At 63.3% G+C, this 13,515-nt stretch carries 17 protein-coding genes and 1 tRNA gene; 13 read left to right on the forward strand and 5 right to left on the reverse strand.

What is annotated here, in order from left to right; genetic code table 11:
• Positions 1 to 9 precede the first annotated feature (9 nt).
• From kdgR to kduI, 3 genes are read right to left on the reverse strand one after another with little or no spacing between them, the layout of a single operon-like run.
• Positions 10 to 810, reverse strand: coding sequence for a DNA-binding transcriptional regulator KdgR (kdgR, locus tag H143_RS0111290; protein ID WP_019938356.1), 801 nt, complete (start codon positions 808 to 810; stop codon positions 10 to 12).
• A gap of 22 nt (positions 811 to 832) precedes the next feature.
• Positions 833 to 1,594 (reverse strand): 2-dehydro-3-deoxy-D-gluconate 5-dehydrogenase KduD, encoded by a 762-nt coding sequence (gene kduD / locus H143_RS0111295; protein WP_019938357.1) that lies wholly within the window; start codon positions 1,592 to 1,594, stop codon positions 833 to 835.
• 20 nt (positions 1,595 to 1,614) lie between these two features.
• Positions 1,615 to 2,451 (reverse strand): 5-dehydro-4-deoxy-D-glucuronate isomerase, encoded by an 837-nt coding sequence (gene kduI, locus H143_RS0111300; RefSeq protein WP_019938358.1) that lies wholly within the window; start codon positions 2,449 to 2,451, stop codon positions 1,615 to 1,617.
• A gap of 294 nt (positions 2,452 to 2,745) precedes the next feature.
• Between kduI and kdgT the strand changes: the two genes are divergently transcribed.
• The 7 genes from kdgT (at position 2,746) to H143_RS0111330 (ending at position 7,044) form a co-directional block, all read left to right on the forward strand.
• Positions 2,746 to 3,747 (forward strand): 2-keto-3-deoxygluconate transporter, encoded by a 1,002-nt coding sequence (kdgT, locus tag H143_RS0111305; protein ID WP_019938359.1) that lies wholly within the window; start codon positions 2,746 to 2,748, stop codon positions 3,745 to 3,747.
• Positions 3,748 to 3,793: 46 nt separating this feature from the next.
• Positions 3,794 to 4,537, forward strand: a complete 744-nt coding sequence (locus H143_RS0111310) for an SDR family oxidoreductase (RefSeq protein WP_019938360.1) — start codon at positions 3,794 to 3,796, stop codon at positions 4,535 to 4,537.
• 63 nt (positions 4,538 to 4,600) lie between these two features.
• Positions 4,601 to 5,449, forward strand: coding sequence for an ureidoglycolate lyase (locus H143_RS0111315; protein WP_019938361.1), 849 nt, complete (start codon positions 4,601 to 4,603; stop codon positions 5,447 to 5,449).
• A 45-nt stretch (positions 5,450 to 5,494) separates the two neighbouring features.
• Positions 5,495 to 5,571: transfer RNA gene (locus H143_RS0111320), tRNA-Pro, on the forward strand.
• Positions 5,572 to 5,668: 97 nt separating this feature from the next.
• A complete protein-coding gene (locus tag H143_RS23265) occupies positions 5,669 to 5,923 on the forward strand; it encodes an NAD(P)H-dependent oxidoreductase (RefSeq protein WP_196801298.1) in 255 nt (84 codons plus the stop codon).
• 77 nt (positions 5,924 to 6,000) lie between these two features.
• On the forward strand, positions 6,001 to 6,636 hold the full coding sequence (locus H143_RS0111325; RefSeq protein ID WP_019938362.1) for an NADPH-dependent F420 reductase: 636 nt from the start codon (positions 6,001 to 6,003) through the stop codon (positions 6,634 to 6,636).
• A 57-nt stretch (positions 6,637 to 6,693) separates the two neighbouring features.
• Positions 6,694 to 7,044 (forward strand): hypothetical protein, encoded by a 351-nt coding sequence (locus H143_RS0111330; protein ID WP_019938363.1) that lies wholly within the window; start codon positions 6,694 to 6,696, stop codon positions 7,042 to 7,044.
• 235 nt (positions 7,045 to 7,279) lie between these two features.
• Here the strand turns inward: H143_RS0111330 and H143_RS0111340 are convergent, their stop codons facing one another.
• Positions 7,280 to 7,855 carry a TetR/AcrR family transcriptional regulator gene (locus H143_RS0111340; protein ID WP_019938365.1) on the reverse strand — a complete coding sequence of 192 codons (576 nt, stop codon included), beginning with the start codon at positions 7,853 to 7,855 and terminating at the stop codon, positions 7,280 to 7,282.
• 213 nt (positions 7,856 to 8,068) lie between these two features.
• Here H143_RS0111340 and H143_RS20480 point away from each other — a divergent pair, with 213 nt between their 5' ends.
• The 4 genes from H143_RS20480 (at position 8,069) to H143_RS0111365 (ending at position 11,490) form a co-directional block, all read left to right on the forward strand.
• Positions 8,069 to 9,049, forward strand: coding sequence for an NAD-dependent epimerase/dehydratase family protein (locus tag H143_RS20480; RefSeq protein WP_019938367.1), 981 nt, complete (start codon positions 8,069 to 8,071; stop codon positions 9,047 to 9,049).
• A complete protein-coding gene (locus H143_RS0111355; RefSeq protein ID WP_019938368.1) occupies positions 9,046 to 9,681 on the forward strand; it encodes an NADPH-dependent F420 reductase in 636 nt (211 codons plus the stop codon). Before H143_RS20480 ends, H143_RS0111355 begins: the two co-directional genes overlap by 4 nt.
• Before the next feature lie 50 nt (positions 9,682 to 9,731).
• Positions 9,732 to 10,673 (forward strand): SDR family oxidoreductase, encoded by a 942-nt coding sequence (locus tag H143_RS0111360; protein WP_019938369.1) that lies wholly within the window; start codon positions 9,732 to 9,734, stop codon positions 10,671 to 10,673.
• A 190-nt stretch (positions 10,674 to 10,863) separates the two neighbouring features.
• The gene (locus H143_RS0111365; protein ID WP_255345347.1) at positions 10,864 to 11,490 is read left to right on the forward strand and encodes an NADPH-dependent F420 reductase; all 627 of its coding nucleotides are present in this window, start codon (positions 10,864 to 10,866) and stop codon (positions 11,488 to 11,490) included.
• 247 nt (positions 11,491 to 11,737) lie between these two features.
• Here the strand turns inward: H143_RS0111365 and H143_RS0111370 are convergent, their stop codons facing one another.
• Entirely contained in the window at positions 11,738 to 12,100 is a 363-nt protein-coding gene (locus tag H143_RS0111370) for a helix-turn-helix domain-containing protein (RefSeq protein WP_019938371.1), read from the reverse strand.
• A 114-nt stretch (positions 12,101 to 12,214) separates the two neighbouring features.
• Here H143_RS0111370 and H143_RS0111375 point away from each other — a divergent pair, with 114 nt between their 5' ends.
• Together H143_RS0111375 and H143_RS0111380 are read left to right on the forward strand one after the other, a co-directional pair.
• Complete coding sequence (locus H143_RS0111375) at positions 12,215 to 12,949, forward strand: SDR family NAD(P)-dependent oxidoreductase (protein WP_019938372.1); 735 nt, start codon at positions 12,215 to 12,217, stop codon at positions 12,947 to 12,949.
• Positions 12,950 to 13,048: 99 nt separating this feature from the next.
• Complete coding sequence (locus H143_RS0111380) at positions 13,049 to 13,462, forward strand: nuclear transport factor 2 family protein (RefSeq protein ID WP_026349953.1); 414 nt, start codon at positions 13,049 to 13,051, stop codon at positions 13,460 to 13,462.
• The last annotated feature ends 53 nt before the right edge of the window (positions 13,463 to 13,515 follow it).

Consider the following 13,515-nt stretch of genomic DNA (forward strand, 5'->3'; position numbering starts at 1 on the left):
GCGTCGGCGCTACTCGGCTCGATAGCCCAGTCGGGCGGAGACGGCGGCGCCGGCGCGCTTGAGCATCTCGATATAGTGTGTCTTGGTGTCCGCGCCGCAGCGTATGGATGGAAACGAGATCGACAGTCCCGCGGCCACAAAGCCAAGACGGTCGAAAATGGGCACGGCCAGACAGCGCAGGCCTTCCTCCTGTTCCTCGTCGTCTTCTCCGTAGCCCTGTCTGCGCACGCTGGGCAGGATGCTCAGTACCGCCTCCAAGCTGGTCAGCGTTCTCGCGGTCAGCTTCTTGAATTCGACGTGAGAGAGAATTTCGCGCGCTTGCTCGGGGCTGCGCCAGGCCAGCAGCACCTTGCCGATCGCGGTGCTGTAGAGCGGGTTGCGCCGGCCTATGCGCGACTGCATGCGCAGGCCATAGTCGGCGTCGATCTTGTGGATGTAGATGATGCTGTCGTCGTCCAGGGCGCCCAAGTGCACGGTTTCGCGGGTCTGCTGCGCGATCTGCCGCATCTCCTTGTCCGCCTCGCGCACCAGGTCTACGTTTTCCAGCGCCTGGGCGCCGAGCTGGAACAGTCTGATGGTCAGGCGGTAGCGTTCGGTGTCGCTTTCCTGCTCCACGTAGCCCAGTCCCCGCAAAGTCTGCAGCAGCCGGTGCACCGTTGTCTTGGACATGTCCAGTCGTTGCGCCAGGTCGCTGATGCCGACCGGGCCGCATTGGCCTATTGCATCCAGAATGGCGAAAGTCTTGCCGACCGATGCGACAGAATCGGTGCCCGCAAGGGGCTGGTCGGTATTTTTTGAAGGCGTGCGCATGGGACGCATTGTAGGGGCAGGCTCAGCGTGCCAGCCAGCCGCCGTCCACGGCCAGCGTATGGCCGTACATATAGTCGGACGCGGCCGAGGCGAGGAATACCGCCGGTCCGGCCAGATCGTCCGGCTGGCCCCACCGGCCCGCGGGTATGCGATCGAGAATGTCGCGGTTGCGGTGCGCGTCGCCGCGCAGCGCGGCGGTATTGTTCGTCGCGATGTACCCCGGTGCAATGGCGTTGACGTTGATGCCGCGCGCGGCCCATTCATTGGCCAGCAGGCGCGTCAGGCCGAGCACGCCGCTTTTTGCGGCGGTGTAGGACGGCACGCGGATGCCTCCCTGGAACGACAGCATCGAGGCGATGTTGATGATCTTGCCCGGGCCGTCCTGCGCGATGAACTGCCGCGCCACGGCCTGTGAGAGAAAAAAAACGCTCTTGAGGTTCACGTCCAGCACCGCGTCCCAGTCCTCCTCGGTGAAGTCCAGGGCGTCGTTGCGGCGGATGATGCCTGCGTTGTTGACCAGCACGTCGATGCGTCCGTAGGCCTGCACGGTGTCGCGCACGATGCCGGAAATGGGGGCGATGCTCGAGAGGTCGGCGCGCAGGTCGAGGTAGCGCCGGCCGGCGGCCTGCACGGCCGCGGCGGTCTGGTCCGGCGCGCTGCGGTTGACGCCGGCGATGTCGCAGCCGGCCCGCGCCAGCGCCTGGGCGATGGCCGCCCCCAGGCCGGTGTTGCAACCGGTGACTACCGCGACCTTGCCGCTCAGATCGAATAGGCTTGCGTTCATGGCGTGTCCTTGGCGCCGCGTCAGCGCAGATCCGTGACTGCGATGGGGTCCATGTCGTCGTAGGTTTGGTTTTCGCCGACCATGCCCCAGATGAAGGTGTAGGCGTGAGTGCCGACGCCCGAGTGGATCGACCAACTGGGCGTGATCACCGCCTGTTCGTTGTGGACCAGGATGTGGCGCGTCTGGGTCGGCTCGCCCAGCATGTGGAAGACGGCGGCATCGGCAGGCAGGTTGAAGTAGAAATACACCTCCATGCGGCGCTCGTGCGTATGGCAGGGCATGGTGTTCCACAGGTTGCCGGGTTCGAGCCGAGTCATGCCCATGGAAAGCTGGCAGGTAGGCAGGACATCGGGGACGATGAACTTGTGGATCGTGCGGCGGTTGCTGTGGGCCGCGCCGCCCAGGGTATCGGAGACGGCCTGCTCCAGCGTGACGACGCGGGTCGGATAGGCGGTGTGCGCCGGCGCGCAGTTCAGGTAGAACTTGGCGGCCCGCGCCGGGTCTGCGCTGCCAAAAGTTACCGAGCGGGCGCCCTGGCCGATATAGAGGGCTTGCTCGGTGCCGACGGCGTGGCGGGTGCCGTCCACCTCGACCCAGCCCGGGCCGCCGATATTGATCGCACCCAGTTCGCGGCGTTCGAGCAAATACCCGACGCCGATTTCCTTGCCCAGCGCCTGCGGAATTTCCACGGGGCGCGTGTCCGGCCAGGCGCCGCCGACCAGGATGCGGTCGATGTGGCTGTAGGTAAAGCGCAAGTCGTCGCGTTCAAAGACCTGCTCGACCAGGAACTGTCTGCGCATGCCCGCGGTGTCCAGCGTTTTGGCGTGATCGGGATGAATATTCTGTCGCACGTCCATGCGTCTCTCCTTGCGGGGGGCGATGCGCGCAGGCGTTGGGCCGCGCTTCGCGGCGATTAGATCATGTATCGCTATTTTTCGGAACGATAGTCCGAATTTATATTTGCTTAAGTCTCAGATTCGCCATGGGTGGAATAATCTTGCAATGCAGCACCAGAAAAGTGAGTTGTCGACTTGCGTATTTTATTGGAACGATGTTCCGTAATTGTGATAAATTTCCCGACGCAAGCACGCGGCCAAGACGTGCGCCACCTACACACCGGGACCTTTGCAGTCCCTTGAGGAGACAGATTCATGAACATCAAAAAGGCCGTGGACCGCATACCCGGAGGGTTGATGCTGGTCCCGTTGCTGCTGGGCGCCGTGGTGCATACGTTCGCGCCCAAGGCGGGCGTGTATTTTGGCTCTTTCACCAACGGGCTGATCACAGGCACCGTTCCCATCCTGTCGGTCTGGTTCTTTTGCATGGGCGCCACCATCGACCTGCGTGCCACGGGCACGGTGCTGCGCAAGTCGGGCACCATCGTGGTCACCAAGGCGCTGGTCGCCTGGCTGGTCACGCTGGTCTGCACCTATTTCATTCCGGACGAAGGCATCAAGACGGGCCTGTTCGCCGGCCTGTCCATCCTGGCCATTACCGCGGCCATGGACATGACCAACGGCGGCCTCTACGCCGCCGTGATGCAGCAATACGGCACCAAGGAAGAAGCCGGCGCCTTCGTGCTCACCTCGATCGAGTCCGGGCCGCTCATCAGCATGCTCATTCTGGGCGCCACGGGCGTGGCCAGCTTCGACGGCCGCCTGTTCATCGGCGCGGTGCTGCCTTTCTTCATCGGGTTCGTGCTCGGCAACCTGGACAAGCAGCTGCGCGAGCTGTTCGGCAGCTGCGTGGTCGCGCTGATCCCGTTCTTCGGCTTCGCGCTCGGTTGCGGCATCGATCTGGCCGTGGTGTTCAAGAGCGGCCTGCCCGGCGTGTTCCTGGGTTTGGCGGTGATCGTCGTCACCGGCATCCCGCTCATCCTGGCCGACAAGTGGATCGGCGGCGGCAACGGCGCGGCAGGCCTTGCGGCATCGTCCACGGCCGGCGCGGCGGTCGCCAACCCGGCGATCATCGGCGAGATGATTCCCAAGTTCAAACCCCTGGTGCCCGCCGCCACGGCACTGGTCGCCACGTCCTGCCTGGTCACCGCGATCCTGGTGCCCATCCTCACCGCCATGTGGGCGCGCAGATTCGGCGGCTTCCGCGCGCCGCAGGAAGACCTGGCCACGAGCACCCCGGTCATCGTGCATCACTGAGGCGCGTCCCCGTCTTCGTTTCAACGCAACACAGGAAAAAAGCATCATGTCGCAACGATTGGCCGGCAAGACGGCCGTGATCACCGCAGCCGGGCAAGGCATAGGCCGAGCCTGCGCCGAGCGTTTCGCCAGCGAGGGTGCCCGCGTCATCGCCACGGATGTGCGCATCGACGCGCTCGCCGGCTTGCCGGTCCAGGCGCGCACGCTGGACGTGCGCGACGATGCCGCCATCAAGGCGCTGGCCGCGGAACTGGGCCCGGTCGACGTGCTGTTCAACTGCGCCGGTTTCGTGCATGCCGGCTCCATCCTGCAAGCCAGCGACGAAGACTGGGACTTCGCCTTCGACCTGAACGTCAAGGCCATGTACCGCACCATCCGCGCCTTCCTGCCGGGCATGCTGGTCAGGGGCGGCGGCTCCATCATCAATATGTCTTCGGCGGCATCGAGCATCAAGGGCGTGCCCAATCGGTTCGTGTACAGTGCCTCCAAGGCCGCCGTAATAGGTCTGACCAAGTCGGTCGCGGCCGATTTCGTCGCGCAGAAGGTGCGTTGCAACGCCATCTGCCCGGGCACGGTCAACTCGCCTTCGCTGGAGCAGCGCATCGTCGAGCAGGCCGCGGCGCACGGCACCAGCGTCGCGGCCGCGCGCGCCGCGTTCATCGCCCGTCAGCCCATGGGCCGGCTGGGCGAGCCGCAGGAGATCGCCGCGCTGGCCTTGTACCTGGCCAGCGACGAGTCCTCGTTCACCACCGGCCAGGCGCACGTCATCGACGGCGGCTGGGCCAATTGATCCCGAGCCGGGCGAACCGCGCGTTCGCCTGCACCTCATAGTCTGCAAGAAGGAAGAGTAAAGATGAAACTGATGCGCTACGGGCCCAAAGGCCAAGAAAAGCCCGGCCTGATCGATGCCCAGGGCCGTATCCGGGACCTGTCCGGCGTGGTGGCCGACATCGACGGCGCCGTGCTGGACGGCGCAAGTCTGGCGCGCCTGCGCGCGCTTGACGCGGCCTCGCTGCCTTGGGTTCAGGGCGATCCCCGCATCGGCCCCTGCGTGGGCAGTATCGGTAAATTCATCTGCATCGGCCTGAACTACGCCGATCACGCTGCCGAGTCGAACCTGCCCGTGCCTGCCGAGCCGGTGGTGTTCAACAAGTGGAACAGCGCCATCAGCGGCCCCAACGACGACATCGAGATTCCGCGCGGCTCGCAAAAAACCGACTGGGAAGTCGAACTGGGCGTGGTGATCGGCAAGCCTGCCAAATACATCACCGAAGCCCAGGCGCTGGACCACGTCGCCGGCTATTGCGTCATCAACGACGTGTCCGAGCGCGAATGGCAGATCGAGCGCGGCGGCACCTGGGACAAGGGCAAGGGCTTCGACACCTTCGGCCCCATCGGCCCCTGGCTGGTCACCGCCGACGAAGTGCCCGATCCGCAGAACCTGGGCCTGTGGCTCGAAGTCGACGGCCACCGTTATCAGAACGGTAGCACCCGCACCATGGTGTTCACCGTCGCCAAGCTGGTGTCCTACCTGTCGCAGTGCATGAGCCTGCAGCCGGGCGACATTATTTCCACCGGCACGCCGCCGGGCGTGGGCATGGGCGTCAAGCCCAATCCGGTTTACCTGAAACCGGGCCAGACGGTGCGGCTGGGCATCGACGGATTGGGCGAGCAATTGCAGAAGACGGTCGCGGCCCAATAGGCGCAGGCTCCAGGCGTGTACAATCCGGCGGCTTTATGAGTACATCGGGGCGTAGCGCAGCCTGGTAGCGCATCTGCTTTGGGAGCAGAGGGTCGCGAGTTCGAATCCCGCCGCCCCGACCAATTAAATCAAGGGTCTACAGCTTTACGGCTGTGGACCCTTTTGTTCTGTGGTGTCTGAGGGGTACGCCCAGGGATACACCGTATCTCACCTTGTTCGGTGCGCTCGACTGAGCCAACCGGTACGTACACCACACTACCCAAAATTCAAAGACAGTCAGGGCGGGTACGCCAACCGCAACTGACCGGCAAGAAGACCACCATCATCCTGGCCAGCGGTGGCGACTTTAGACCCGGCTCGCCCTTTGAAGCCTATAACCAGGCGAGCGGCTATCTCCGTCAGGTGTTGGGCTTCATCGGGTTGACGGATCTGGGCATCGTCATGGCCGACCGTGCGCACCCGCGACGCGGGTGAAACCGCCGTCGAGCAGTTCGGCGAAGCGGTCAGCCTGGCTACCGCAGCTTAGAGCTCGATCTCCAAAGGAGATTCTCATGAAAATCGGGTTCATCGGCGCTGGTCGCATGGCTGCGACCATCGGTCGTCATTTGATCGGTGCGGGCCACGAAGTCGTCCTATCCAATTCGCGAGGGCCGGAGGCGTTGGCGGGGCTCGTCGCCGATCTGGGGCCGGCCGCCAGCGCAGGATCCAGGCAGGAAGCTGCGGAATGCGATGTGGTGGTCCTTGCTACGAATTGGGCGGATGCGCCGGAGGCGCTCAAGGGAATCGACTGGAGCGGCCGCATACTGGTCGACGGGACGAACGCCCACATGGGCGAGAAACCGGACATCAGCGCTGGCGGCGTGGCGAGATCGGTTGCCGCGTTGGAGGGCCGCACGTCGAGCGAGACAGTCGCCGCAATGGCGCCCGGGGCCACGCTGGTGAAGTCGATCAGCAATATGCCGATGGCTTGGATACAGGATTTCTCGCCAGAGAAACCGAAGGCCCTATTGTTCGTGTCAGGAGACGACCGCGATGCCAAGGCGGTCGTGGTCGAACGCATCAATTCGACTGGCTTGGTCGCGCTCGACCTTGGCTCTCTCTCGGACGGCGGTGCGATGCAACAGCTCGGCGGCCCTCTATCCGCTGTGGAATTGCACTTCGTCCGCCGGATCGTCCGCCAGAGTTAAGTCTGAGCCGCGGGCAGTGTGCGTCGGCGATAGGTCGCCCGTTCAGGAGGATCCAGGATGAACACTCCCAATTCGGTCTTTGTGCGAGAAGTGGCCCGCATCGACGACCCCGAGTTCGTGTCCGGACAAGCCGCCGGGCATCGCGCGCGCCGTTTGATCGACGCCCCGGACGCTGCGTTCGCCGACCCGTTTGTCCTGATGGCCGAGGATTGGACGTCCGAAGGGGCATTCGCCTTTCACCCGCACTGCGGTATCGAGACGGTCACGTTCGTCATCAAGGGGGCGATCGAGATCGGGTCCGCCGCTGACCCTTTGGAAGCCAGCCAGCTTGGCTGGCTGATGCGGTCGGAGACATCGGGATCATCGGAACTGACCATACGGGCGCAGGGCACCGTCGGCCGCTTCTAAAGATCCAAATCGATTTCGCGAATTGCAGCTTTCCGGCGGAACGGACCTTCACAGGAGGCGCGTGTCGGCCGGCTCGTGCTCATAGTCATTGTGACAGCCATCGTTGACATATTTTATCGACTTGGCGATTTGGTCGGCATCCTGCCCGTTATCGTCCAACGCGGCGATAGACACTGCGTAGAACTTACCAAATCAATCGCGGCTTCAAATGCGACGGCACCGCAATGACAGGAACCTAGGCGGCCCTCTCGACATCGTTGCTTGACGGGCTTGCCAGAATGGCGCTCGCGACAATATGAGCGAGATGATCAGCCCGTGGGGCGAATGAAGGTAAGTCGACGAGCCACCCAAGCGCCGACATCAGGCCAAATAGATCGTCCCCATTCATATCGGCGCGCGCCCGGCCTTCGCCCTGAGCGCGGGCCAATAGCCGCGCGCTCGCGGAGTGCACCGCAGCGCATGAAGCATAAAGGGCGGAATCCGGGTTCGTGTGTGCGGCCGCCATCATTGCGACAACGCCCCTCTGGCCTTGGGCGAATGCTATCCATTCGCGAAACCAAGACAGGAGTGCTTCGTCAGGCCGAGCCGACGTTTCGAGCTCGTCTGCCTTCTGCGTCAGCGCGTCCAGCTTCGTGCACGCCAACGCTTCAAACAAGGCTTCCCGCGTCGGGAAATGACGAAGCAGCGTGGCCAACCCGACATCGGCCCGGCGGGCGATATCACGCATCGACGCATCGACACCATGCTCGGTCATGACCTCACGCGCGACCGTGAGGATGTGGCTGTAGTTTTTTTTTGCGTCGGCTCGCATGGGTTGTCTCTTAACAAATAGACCATTGATCCATATATTGGGATCACTGATCCATATGGTACAGCAGGCCATACGGTTTGGAGAGTACGAGCATCACCCAACTCACGAAGAGACTGCACATGAGCACTATCAGCATCATCGGATCAGGCGGCGCGGCTGCTGCAGTCGGCGGCCTTGCCGCCGCAGCCGGTCACCTCATCAAGGAGCGTTAGCATGCATGTTTTCGTTACTGGCGCGACCGGTCACGTTGGTTCGTACGTCATCCCTGACTTGATCGCAGCTGGCCACGAGGTGACCGGTCTGGCCCGGTCGGACAAGTCCGCGGACGCGGTGTTCGCGCTCGGCGCCAAGGTTCGTCTCGCAGACCTTGCCGACCTCGAAGCGCTCAGGGCGGCGGCTGTGGAATCGGACGGCGTCATCCATCTCGGTTACAGGACTGAACTGCTTGGGTCCGGCGGGATCGTCGCGCTGCGCGATTCGGAGCTGTCGATCGTCCTCGCGTTCGGTGAGGCGCTGGCGGGCACTGGAAAGCCGCTGGTCGTGGCGGGTAGCATCGGCACGCCTACGAATGTCGGCCGCGCGGGCCGCATCGGCGCACCGGTCAGCCTGGGCCGGCCGGCGACCGAGGATGATCCCGACCTTCCCAGCGGTCCCATGGACGAAGGCACTCTGGTGTCTCGCAACGTCATAGAGAACACCGTGGTCGGACTCACTGAGCGGGGCGTGCGCTCCTCGGTGGTGCGCATTCCCCTCATCGTACACAGTTCGAGCGAACGCCTGCAGATGATCGGGCTTTCGAAGGAGAAGGGCTCCGTCGGTTATCCCAGTGAGGGGGGAAATCGTTGGCCTGCCGTGCACATCCGCGATCTTGCCGAAGCCGTTGCCGCTCGCATGGGCCTGCCCGTGGTGAGCATCCCCGCTGACAAACTGATGGTGCCGGGTTGCTTCGGGTCCATGTCGGCGGGGGCCTCGCATCGCGACGATGCCGATCACCGACTTCGTCGGCCTAGCGACATACGGACAACGCGCCGCGTTGCCTCGGTTCATGCAGACCATTTGACAATCGGTTCAGTGATCCATATAATCGGATCAGTGCTCCACAAGGCGTTAGGCATGAGACGAAGCGGAACCGAGCCGCTGCCCGGCAACGAGAAAGAGGGAGTCATGAGACACCCACAAGGAACACGAACATGAGCTTTATCAGCATTATTGGGTCGGGCGGCATGGCTGCGGCGATCGGCGGCCTTGCCGCCAAGGCCGGTCACACCGTCGAGGTGATGAGCCGTGACGCCGCGAAGGCGCAGGCGTTGGCCGAGCAGCTTGGAGCTGGCGCGACTACGGGGACGTTTGGCGTTGCCCCGGCTGGTGACATCGTCATTCTGGCGGTCCCCTACGCCGCCGTTCTCGACATGGTGAAGCAGTACGGCGAAGCGCTGGCAGGCAAACTCCTCATCGATATCACCAACCCCGTTGGCTCCGACCTCAAGAGCTTTGTGACCCCTGAGGACAGTTTCGGCGCGCGGGAGATCATGAATGCCGCGCCTTCGGACGCCGTTGTCGTCAAAGCGTTCAACACCCTGTTTTCCCACGTCCTGGCGGCGGGTCCAGTCGATGGCAGTCCTTTGGACGTGTTCATCGCCGGGGACGATGCGCAGGCGAAGGCGCGCGTCTCGGCTTTCATCGAGAGCCTCGGATTGCGTCCGATGGATACCGGACAGCTGTCCATGGCGCTGCCGCTGGAGCACGCCTGCCTGCTGTCGCTGGGGCTCCTCGCCCACTGCGTCAAACAAACCAACTTCTCGATCGGCGTCAACCTCCTCGGCTGAGGACACGCGCCATCCCTTCTCGCATCCCATCACCCACAAGGAACAACATCATGCACGTATTCGTTGCCGGCGGGACCGGCCATTCCGGTCCATATATCATTTCCGACCTCATCGCAGCCGGTCACGAGGTCACTGCGCTTGCCCGGTCGGACAAGTCCGCAGAGGCAGTGTCCGCGCTTGGCGCCAAGGTGCGTCGCGGCGACCTCGATGATCTCGACGGGCTAAAAGCGGCGGCCGCAAACGCCGACGGCGTCATCCACGTCGCACACCGGCAAGACCTGCTTCCCACCGGAGGCCTCGACGCGGTGGCTGCCGCGGAGCAAAAGATCATGCTCGCATACGGTGAGGCTCTGAAGGGGACCGGAAAGCCGCTGGTCACGTCGGGGAGCATCGGCTCGCCGGGTTGGGAACATCTTGGCCGTCCAGCCACCGAGGAGGATCCCACCCTCTCTGGCGGCGAGAAGTTCAAGGGCACCTTGCGAGTTCGTAACATCGTCGAAACGACTGTGCTCGGTCTCGCCAAGCAAGGCGTGCGGTCCTCGGTCGTGCGAATTCCTACCATCATGCACAGCACGACCGACAACGCAGGCTTCCTCCCGATACTGATCGGGCTTGCGAAGGAGAAGGGCGTCGTCGGCTATCCCGGCGACGGCAAGAACAAGTGGTCGGCCGTGCACGCCCGCGACCTCGCCGCGGTGTTCCGTCTGGCGCTGGAGAAGAGCCCCGCCGGCAGGAATTGGCATGCGGTTGCCGACGAGGCTGTTCCGTTCCGCGAGATCGCCGAAGCCATCGGCAGCCGCTTGAACCTGCCGGCCGTGCCGATTCCCGCGGATGAGCTGATGCTGCCGGGCTTTTTCGGGTTCCTCGCGAATCTGGTCAAGCTGGACGTCGCCGCGTCGAGCGCCATCACCCGCCACACCCTCGGCTGGGAACCCACTCAGCCCGGCCTGATCGCCGATCTGGACAACGGCCATTACTTCCCCGCCAGCTAAGTTCGGCTGAGACAGAACGCCGGGCCGCAACCGCCCCGGCCGAACGCGAAATCGCGATGCCGTGAAGTATTCGGACAGGTGTCGATCTGCCATTGGCATGACGAATGACGCGCGCGGATCGGCGCACAAGCAATATCAAGCAGGGGACGCCTCGTAAATACTACGAGCAATACCCAAACTCACAAGGAAACTGCACATGACTACTATCAGCATCATTGGCTCTGGAACCATGGCCACGGCGGTAGCCGGCCGTGTCGCCAAGGCAGGACACGCCGTCGAGGTGATTAACCGCAACGCTGCGAAGGCGCAGGCACTAGCCGCCAAGCTCGAGGCGGGAGCGACCACGGGGACTTATGGCGCAGCACCGGCGGGCGACATCGTCATCCTCGCGGTGCCTTACGGCAGTGTGGCCACGGTGGTGGCCGACTTTGGCGACGCCCTCGACGGCAAGGTGATCATCGATCTCGCCAATCCCGTCAACGCCGACATGACGGGACTTGTCACCCCTGCTGGCAGTTCCGGTGCGCAGGAGACCGCCAAGCGCCTTCCCGAAGGCGCTCACGTCGTGAAGGCGTTCAACACCATCTTCGGTCACGTGCTCGCCAAGGGCGGACGCATCGACGCCTTTATCGCAGCAGACGATGCGCAGGCGAAGGCGCGCGTCTCGACCTTCCTTGAAAGCCTCGGACTGCGTCCGTTGGATGTCGGCGGCCTGAACATGGCCCAGACGCTTGAGGCGCTCGGCCTGATGATGATCGGCCTCGCCAAGAACGGTGCCGGCTCCTGGAACATCGCCATGAACATCAATATTGGATGAAAGGGCAATTTCCGTCACTCGGGCAGGTTGTCGGCAGCACTAGAAATTCCCGCCGGAAGCATCCGAGCAACTCTGCTTTGGCTTGTTCGCGCACCGACAAATTCATGCGACGTAACGCGTTCGTTGACGCACAGACGACCGGTTCGGTTCACCCTATCTTCCGGTCAAGAGTCGTTTGGCTTGGAAGCTGCGATGGTCGAAACGACGTATGCAACTGCAAACGGGGGCGGCGGTCGCCGTGCGCATGCTAGGGCAAGGTGTCTTGCTTGGCGAAGATGCTCGCCATTTCCGCCGCGTGGTCGGTTCCCCAGGTGCACAGCGGGACGATCGCTTCGGCCAGGCTGCGACCGAGCGGGGTCAGCGTGTAGTCGACACGCGGCGGCACTTCCTTGTAGTCGGTCCGCGCCAGCACGCGATCGGCCTCAAGATCCTTCAATTGCTGGATCAGCACCTTATCGCTGACGCCCGGGATCAAGCGCTTGAGCTCGCCGTAGCGCTTCGGGCCGTCGCGCAGGAAGAACAGGACCAGCGGTTTCCACTTGCCCGAGATGATGCGCAGCGTTGCGTTGAGCCCGCAGCCTGTGTCGCAGATTTCAGTAGATGTCGTCATTCTTTTTATACTTACCTAAATGTGCATACTTGTTCTTAGGTTATCAAGTCCATATATTCATCGTCAAGGAAGCAATTCCCTGCTTCCTTACAACTCCAACGAAGGATAAATGACATGAATAGACTGAATGGAAAGACCGCCGTGATCACCGGTGGCGCCACCGGCATCGGCCTCGCTGCGGCCAAGCGCTTCATCGAGGAAGGTGCGTTCGTCTTCATCTACGGCCGCCGGCAGGAGGCGCTCGACGCCGCCATCGCAGAACTCGGGCCCAATGCCCGCGCGGTAAAGGGCTCGGTCTCCGATGAGGGCGACCTCGAAAAGCTCTACGCGGCGGTGAAGGCCGAGCGCGGAACGCTCGACATCGTCTTCGCCAATGCCGGGGCGGGAAGCCAGGCTAAGCTCGGCGAGATCACCGCTGCGCACATTGACGAAACCTTCGACACCAATGTGAAGGGCACGATCTTCACGGTCCAGAAAGCGCTGCCGCTGATGGGCAAGGGTGGTTCGATCATCCTGACCGGATCGAGCGCCGGCACCACAGGCGCCCCGACCATGAGCGCCTACAGCGCAAGCAAGGCGGCAGTGCGCAACCTCGCGCGGACCTGGGCGGAGGACCTGAAGGGCACCGGCATCCGGGTCAACGTGTTGTCCCCCGGGGCGACGGCGACCGAACTCGCGAAGGCAGCGCTGGGCGAAGAGGGTCAGAAAGTCTACGCCGCGATGACTCCGCTCCAGCGCATGGCCGATCCGTCCGAGATCGCGGCGGCAGCTGCCTTTCTCGCGTCGTCGGACAGCAGCTTCATGACCGCCAGCGAGGTCGCCGTCGACGGCGGCTTGGCGCAACTCTGACGCGCTCCCTTACAGCGCTTCATTCGATTGGGGTCAGCTGATCTTCAAGGACTTGGTCAAGTTCAACTGACGGATCATGTAATGGAAACGGAGAGCACGATGAGCATCGAAGCAAATGTCCAGACGGTGAAGGATTTCTTCGCCGCGGTCGGCCGTGGCGACAGTGAACGTCTGCGGGCGCTGGTCGCCGAAGACATCGAGTGGATCATCCCGGGCGAGGACTGGCCATTGGCCGGAACACGCCACGGGCACGCGGGGCTGGCGGACTTGCTTGAGACCGCATCCAAGTCGATAGAAACGTCCACGGAACCCCGGGAGTTCATAGCGCAAGGAGACAGGGTCCTGGTCGTCGGCTTCGCCAGGGGCAAGATCAAAGCAACGAACAAGACGTTCGAGGACAACTGGATCTTCGCCATCACGGTCCGGGACGGCCGGCTAACGAGCATCCGGGAGTACATCGACACGCAGGCGCTGGCTCGGGCCTCGGAGATGGACGCGTCCGGGCTGGCGTAGCGCTGGCCATTTGTGGCCCTCGGGTCGGGATAGACGGTGCAGCAGCCGTGGAT

Origin of the sequence: Bordetella sp. FB-8, assembly GCF_000382185.1 — a bacterium.
Taxonomy (GTDB): Bacteria; Pseudomonadota; Gammaproteobacteria; order Burkholderiales; family Burkholderiaceae_B; genus Bordetella.

Bases quoted from the DNA above. Each gene is read 5' to 3' on its own strand.
- kduD (WP_019938357.1), bottom strand. From the start codon at position 1,594: ATGAACGCAAGCCTATTCGATCTGAGCGGCAAGGTCGCGGTAGTCACC.
- kdgR (WP_019938356.1), bottom strand. From the start codon at position 810: ATGCGCACGCCTTCAAAAAATACCGACCAGCCCCTTGCGGGCACCGAT.
- kdgT (WP_019938359.1), top strand. From the start codon at position 2,746: ATGAACATCAAAAAGGCCGTGGACCGCATACCCGGAGGGTTGATGCTG.
- H143_RS20480 (WP_019938367.1), top strand. From the start codon at position 8,069: ATGCATGTTTTCGTTACTGGCGCGACCGGTCACGTTGGTTCGTACGTC.
- H143_RS0111360 (WP_019938369.1), top strand. From the start codon at position 9,732: ATGCACGTATTCGTTGCCGGCGGGACCGGCCATTCCGGTCCATATATC.
- H143_RS0111340 (WP_019938365.1), bottom strand. From the start codon at position 7,855: ATGCGAGCCGACGCAAAAAAAAACTACAGCCACATCCTCACGGTCGCG.
- H143_RS0111315 (WP_019938361.1), top strand. From the start codon at position 4,601: ATGAAACTGATGCGCTACGGGCCCAAAGGCCAAGAAAAGCCCGGCCTG.
- H143_RS0111330 (WP_019938363.1), top strand. From the start codon at position 6,694: ATGAACACTCCCAATTCGGTCTTTGTGCGAGAAGTGGCCCGCATCGAC.
- H143_RS0111310 (WP_019938360.1), top strand. From the start codon at position 3,794: ATGTCGCAACGATTGGCCGGCAAGACGGCCGTGATCACCGCAGCCGGG.
- H143_RS0111325 (WP_019938362.1), top strand. From the start codon at position 6,001: ATGAAAATCGGGTTCATCGGCGCTGGTCGCATGGCTGCGACCATCGGT.
- H143_RS0111370 (WP_019938371.1), bottom strand. From the start codon at position 12,100: ATGACGACATCTACTGAAATCTGCGACACAGGCTGCGGGCTCAACGCA.
- H143_RS0111355 (WP_019938368.1), top strand. From the start codon at position 9,046: ATGAGCTTTATCAGCATTATTGGGTCGGGCGGCATGGCTGCGGCGATC.
- H143_RS0111380 (WP_026349953.1), top strand. From the start codon at position 13,049: ATGAGCATCGAAGCAAATGTCCAGACGGTGAAGGATTTCTTCGCCGCG.
- kduI (WP_019938358.1), bottom strand. From the start codon at position 2,451: ATGGACGTGCGACAGAATATTCATCCCGATCACGCCAAAACGCTGGAC.
- H143_RS0111375 (WP_019938372.1), top strand. From the start codon at position 12,215: ATGAATAGACTGAATGGAAAGACCGCCGTGATCACCGGTGGCGCCACC.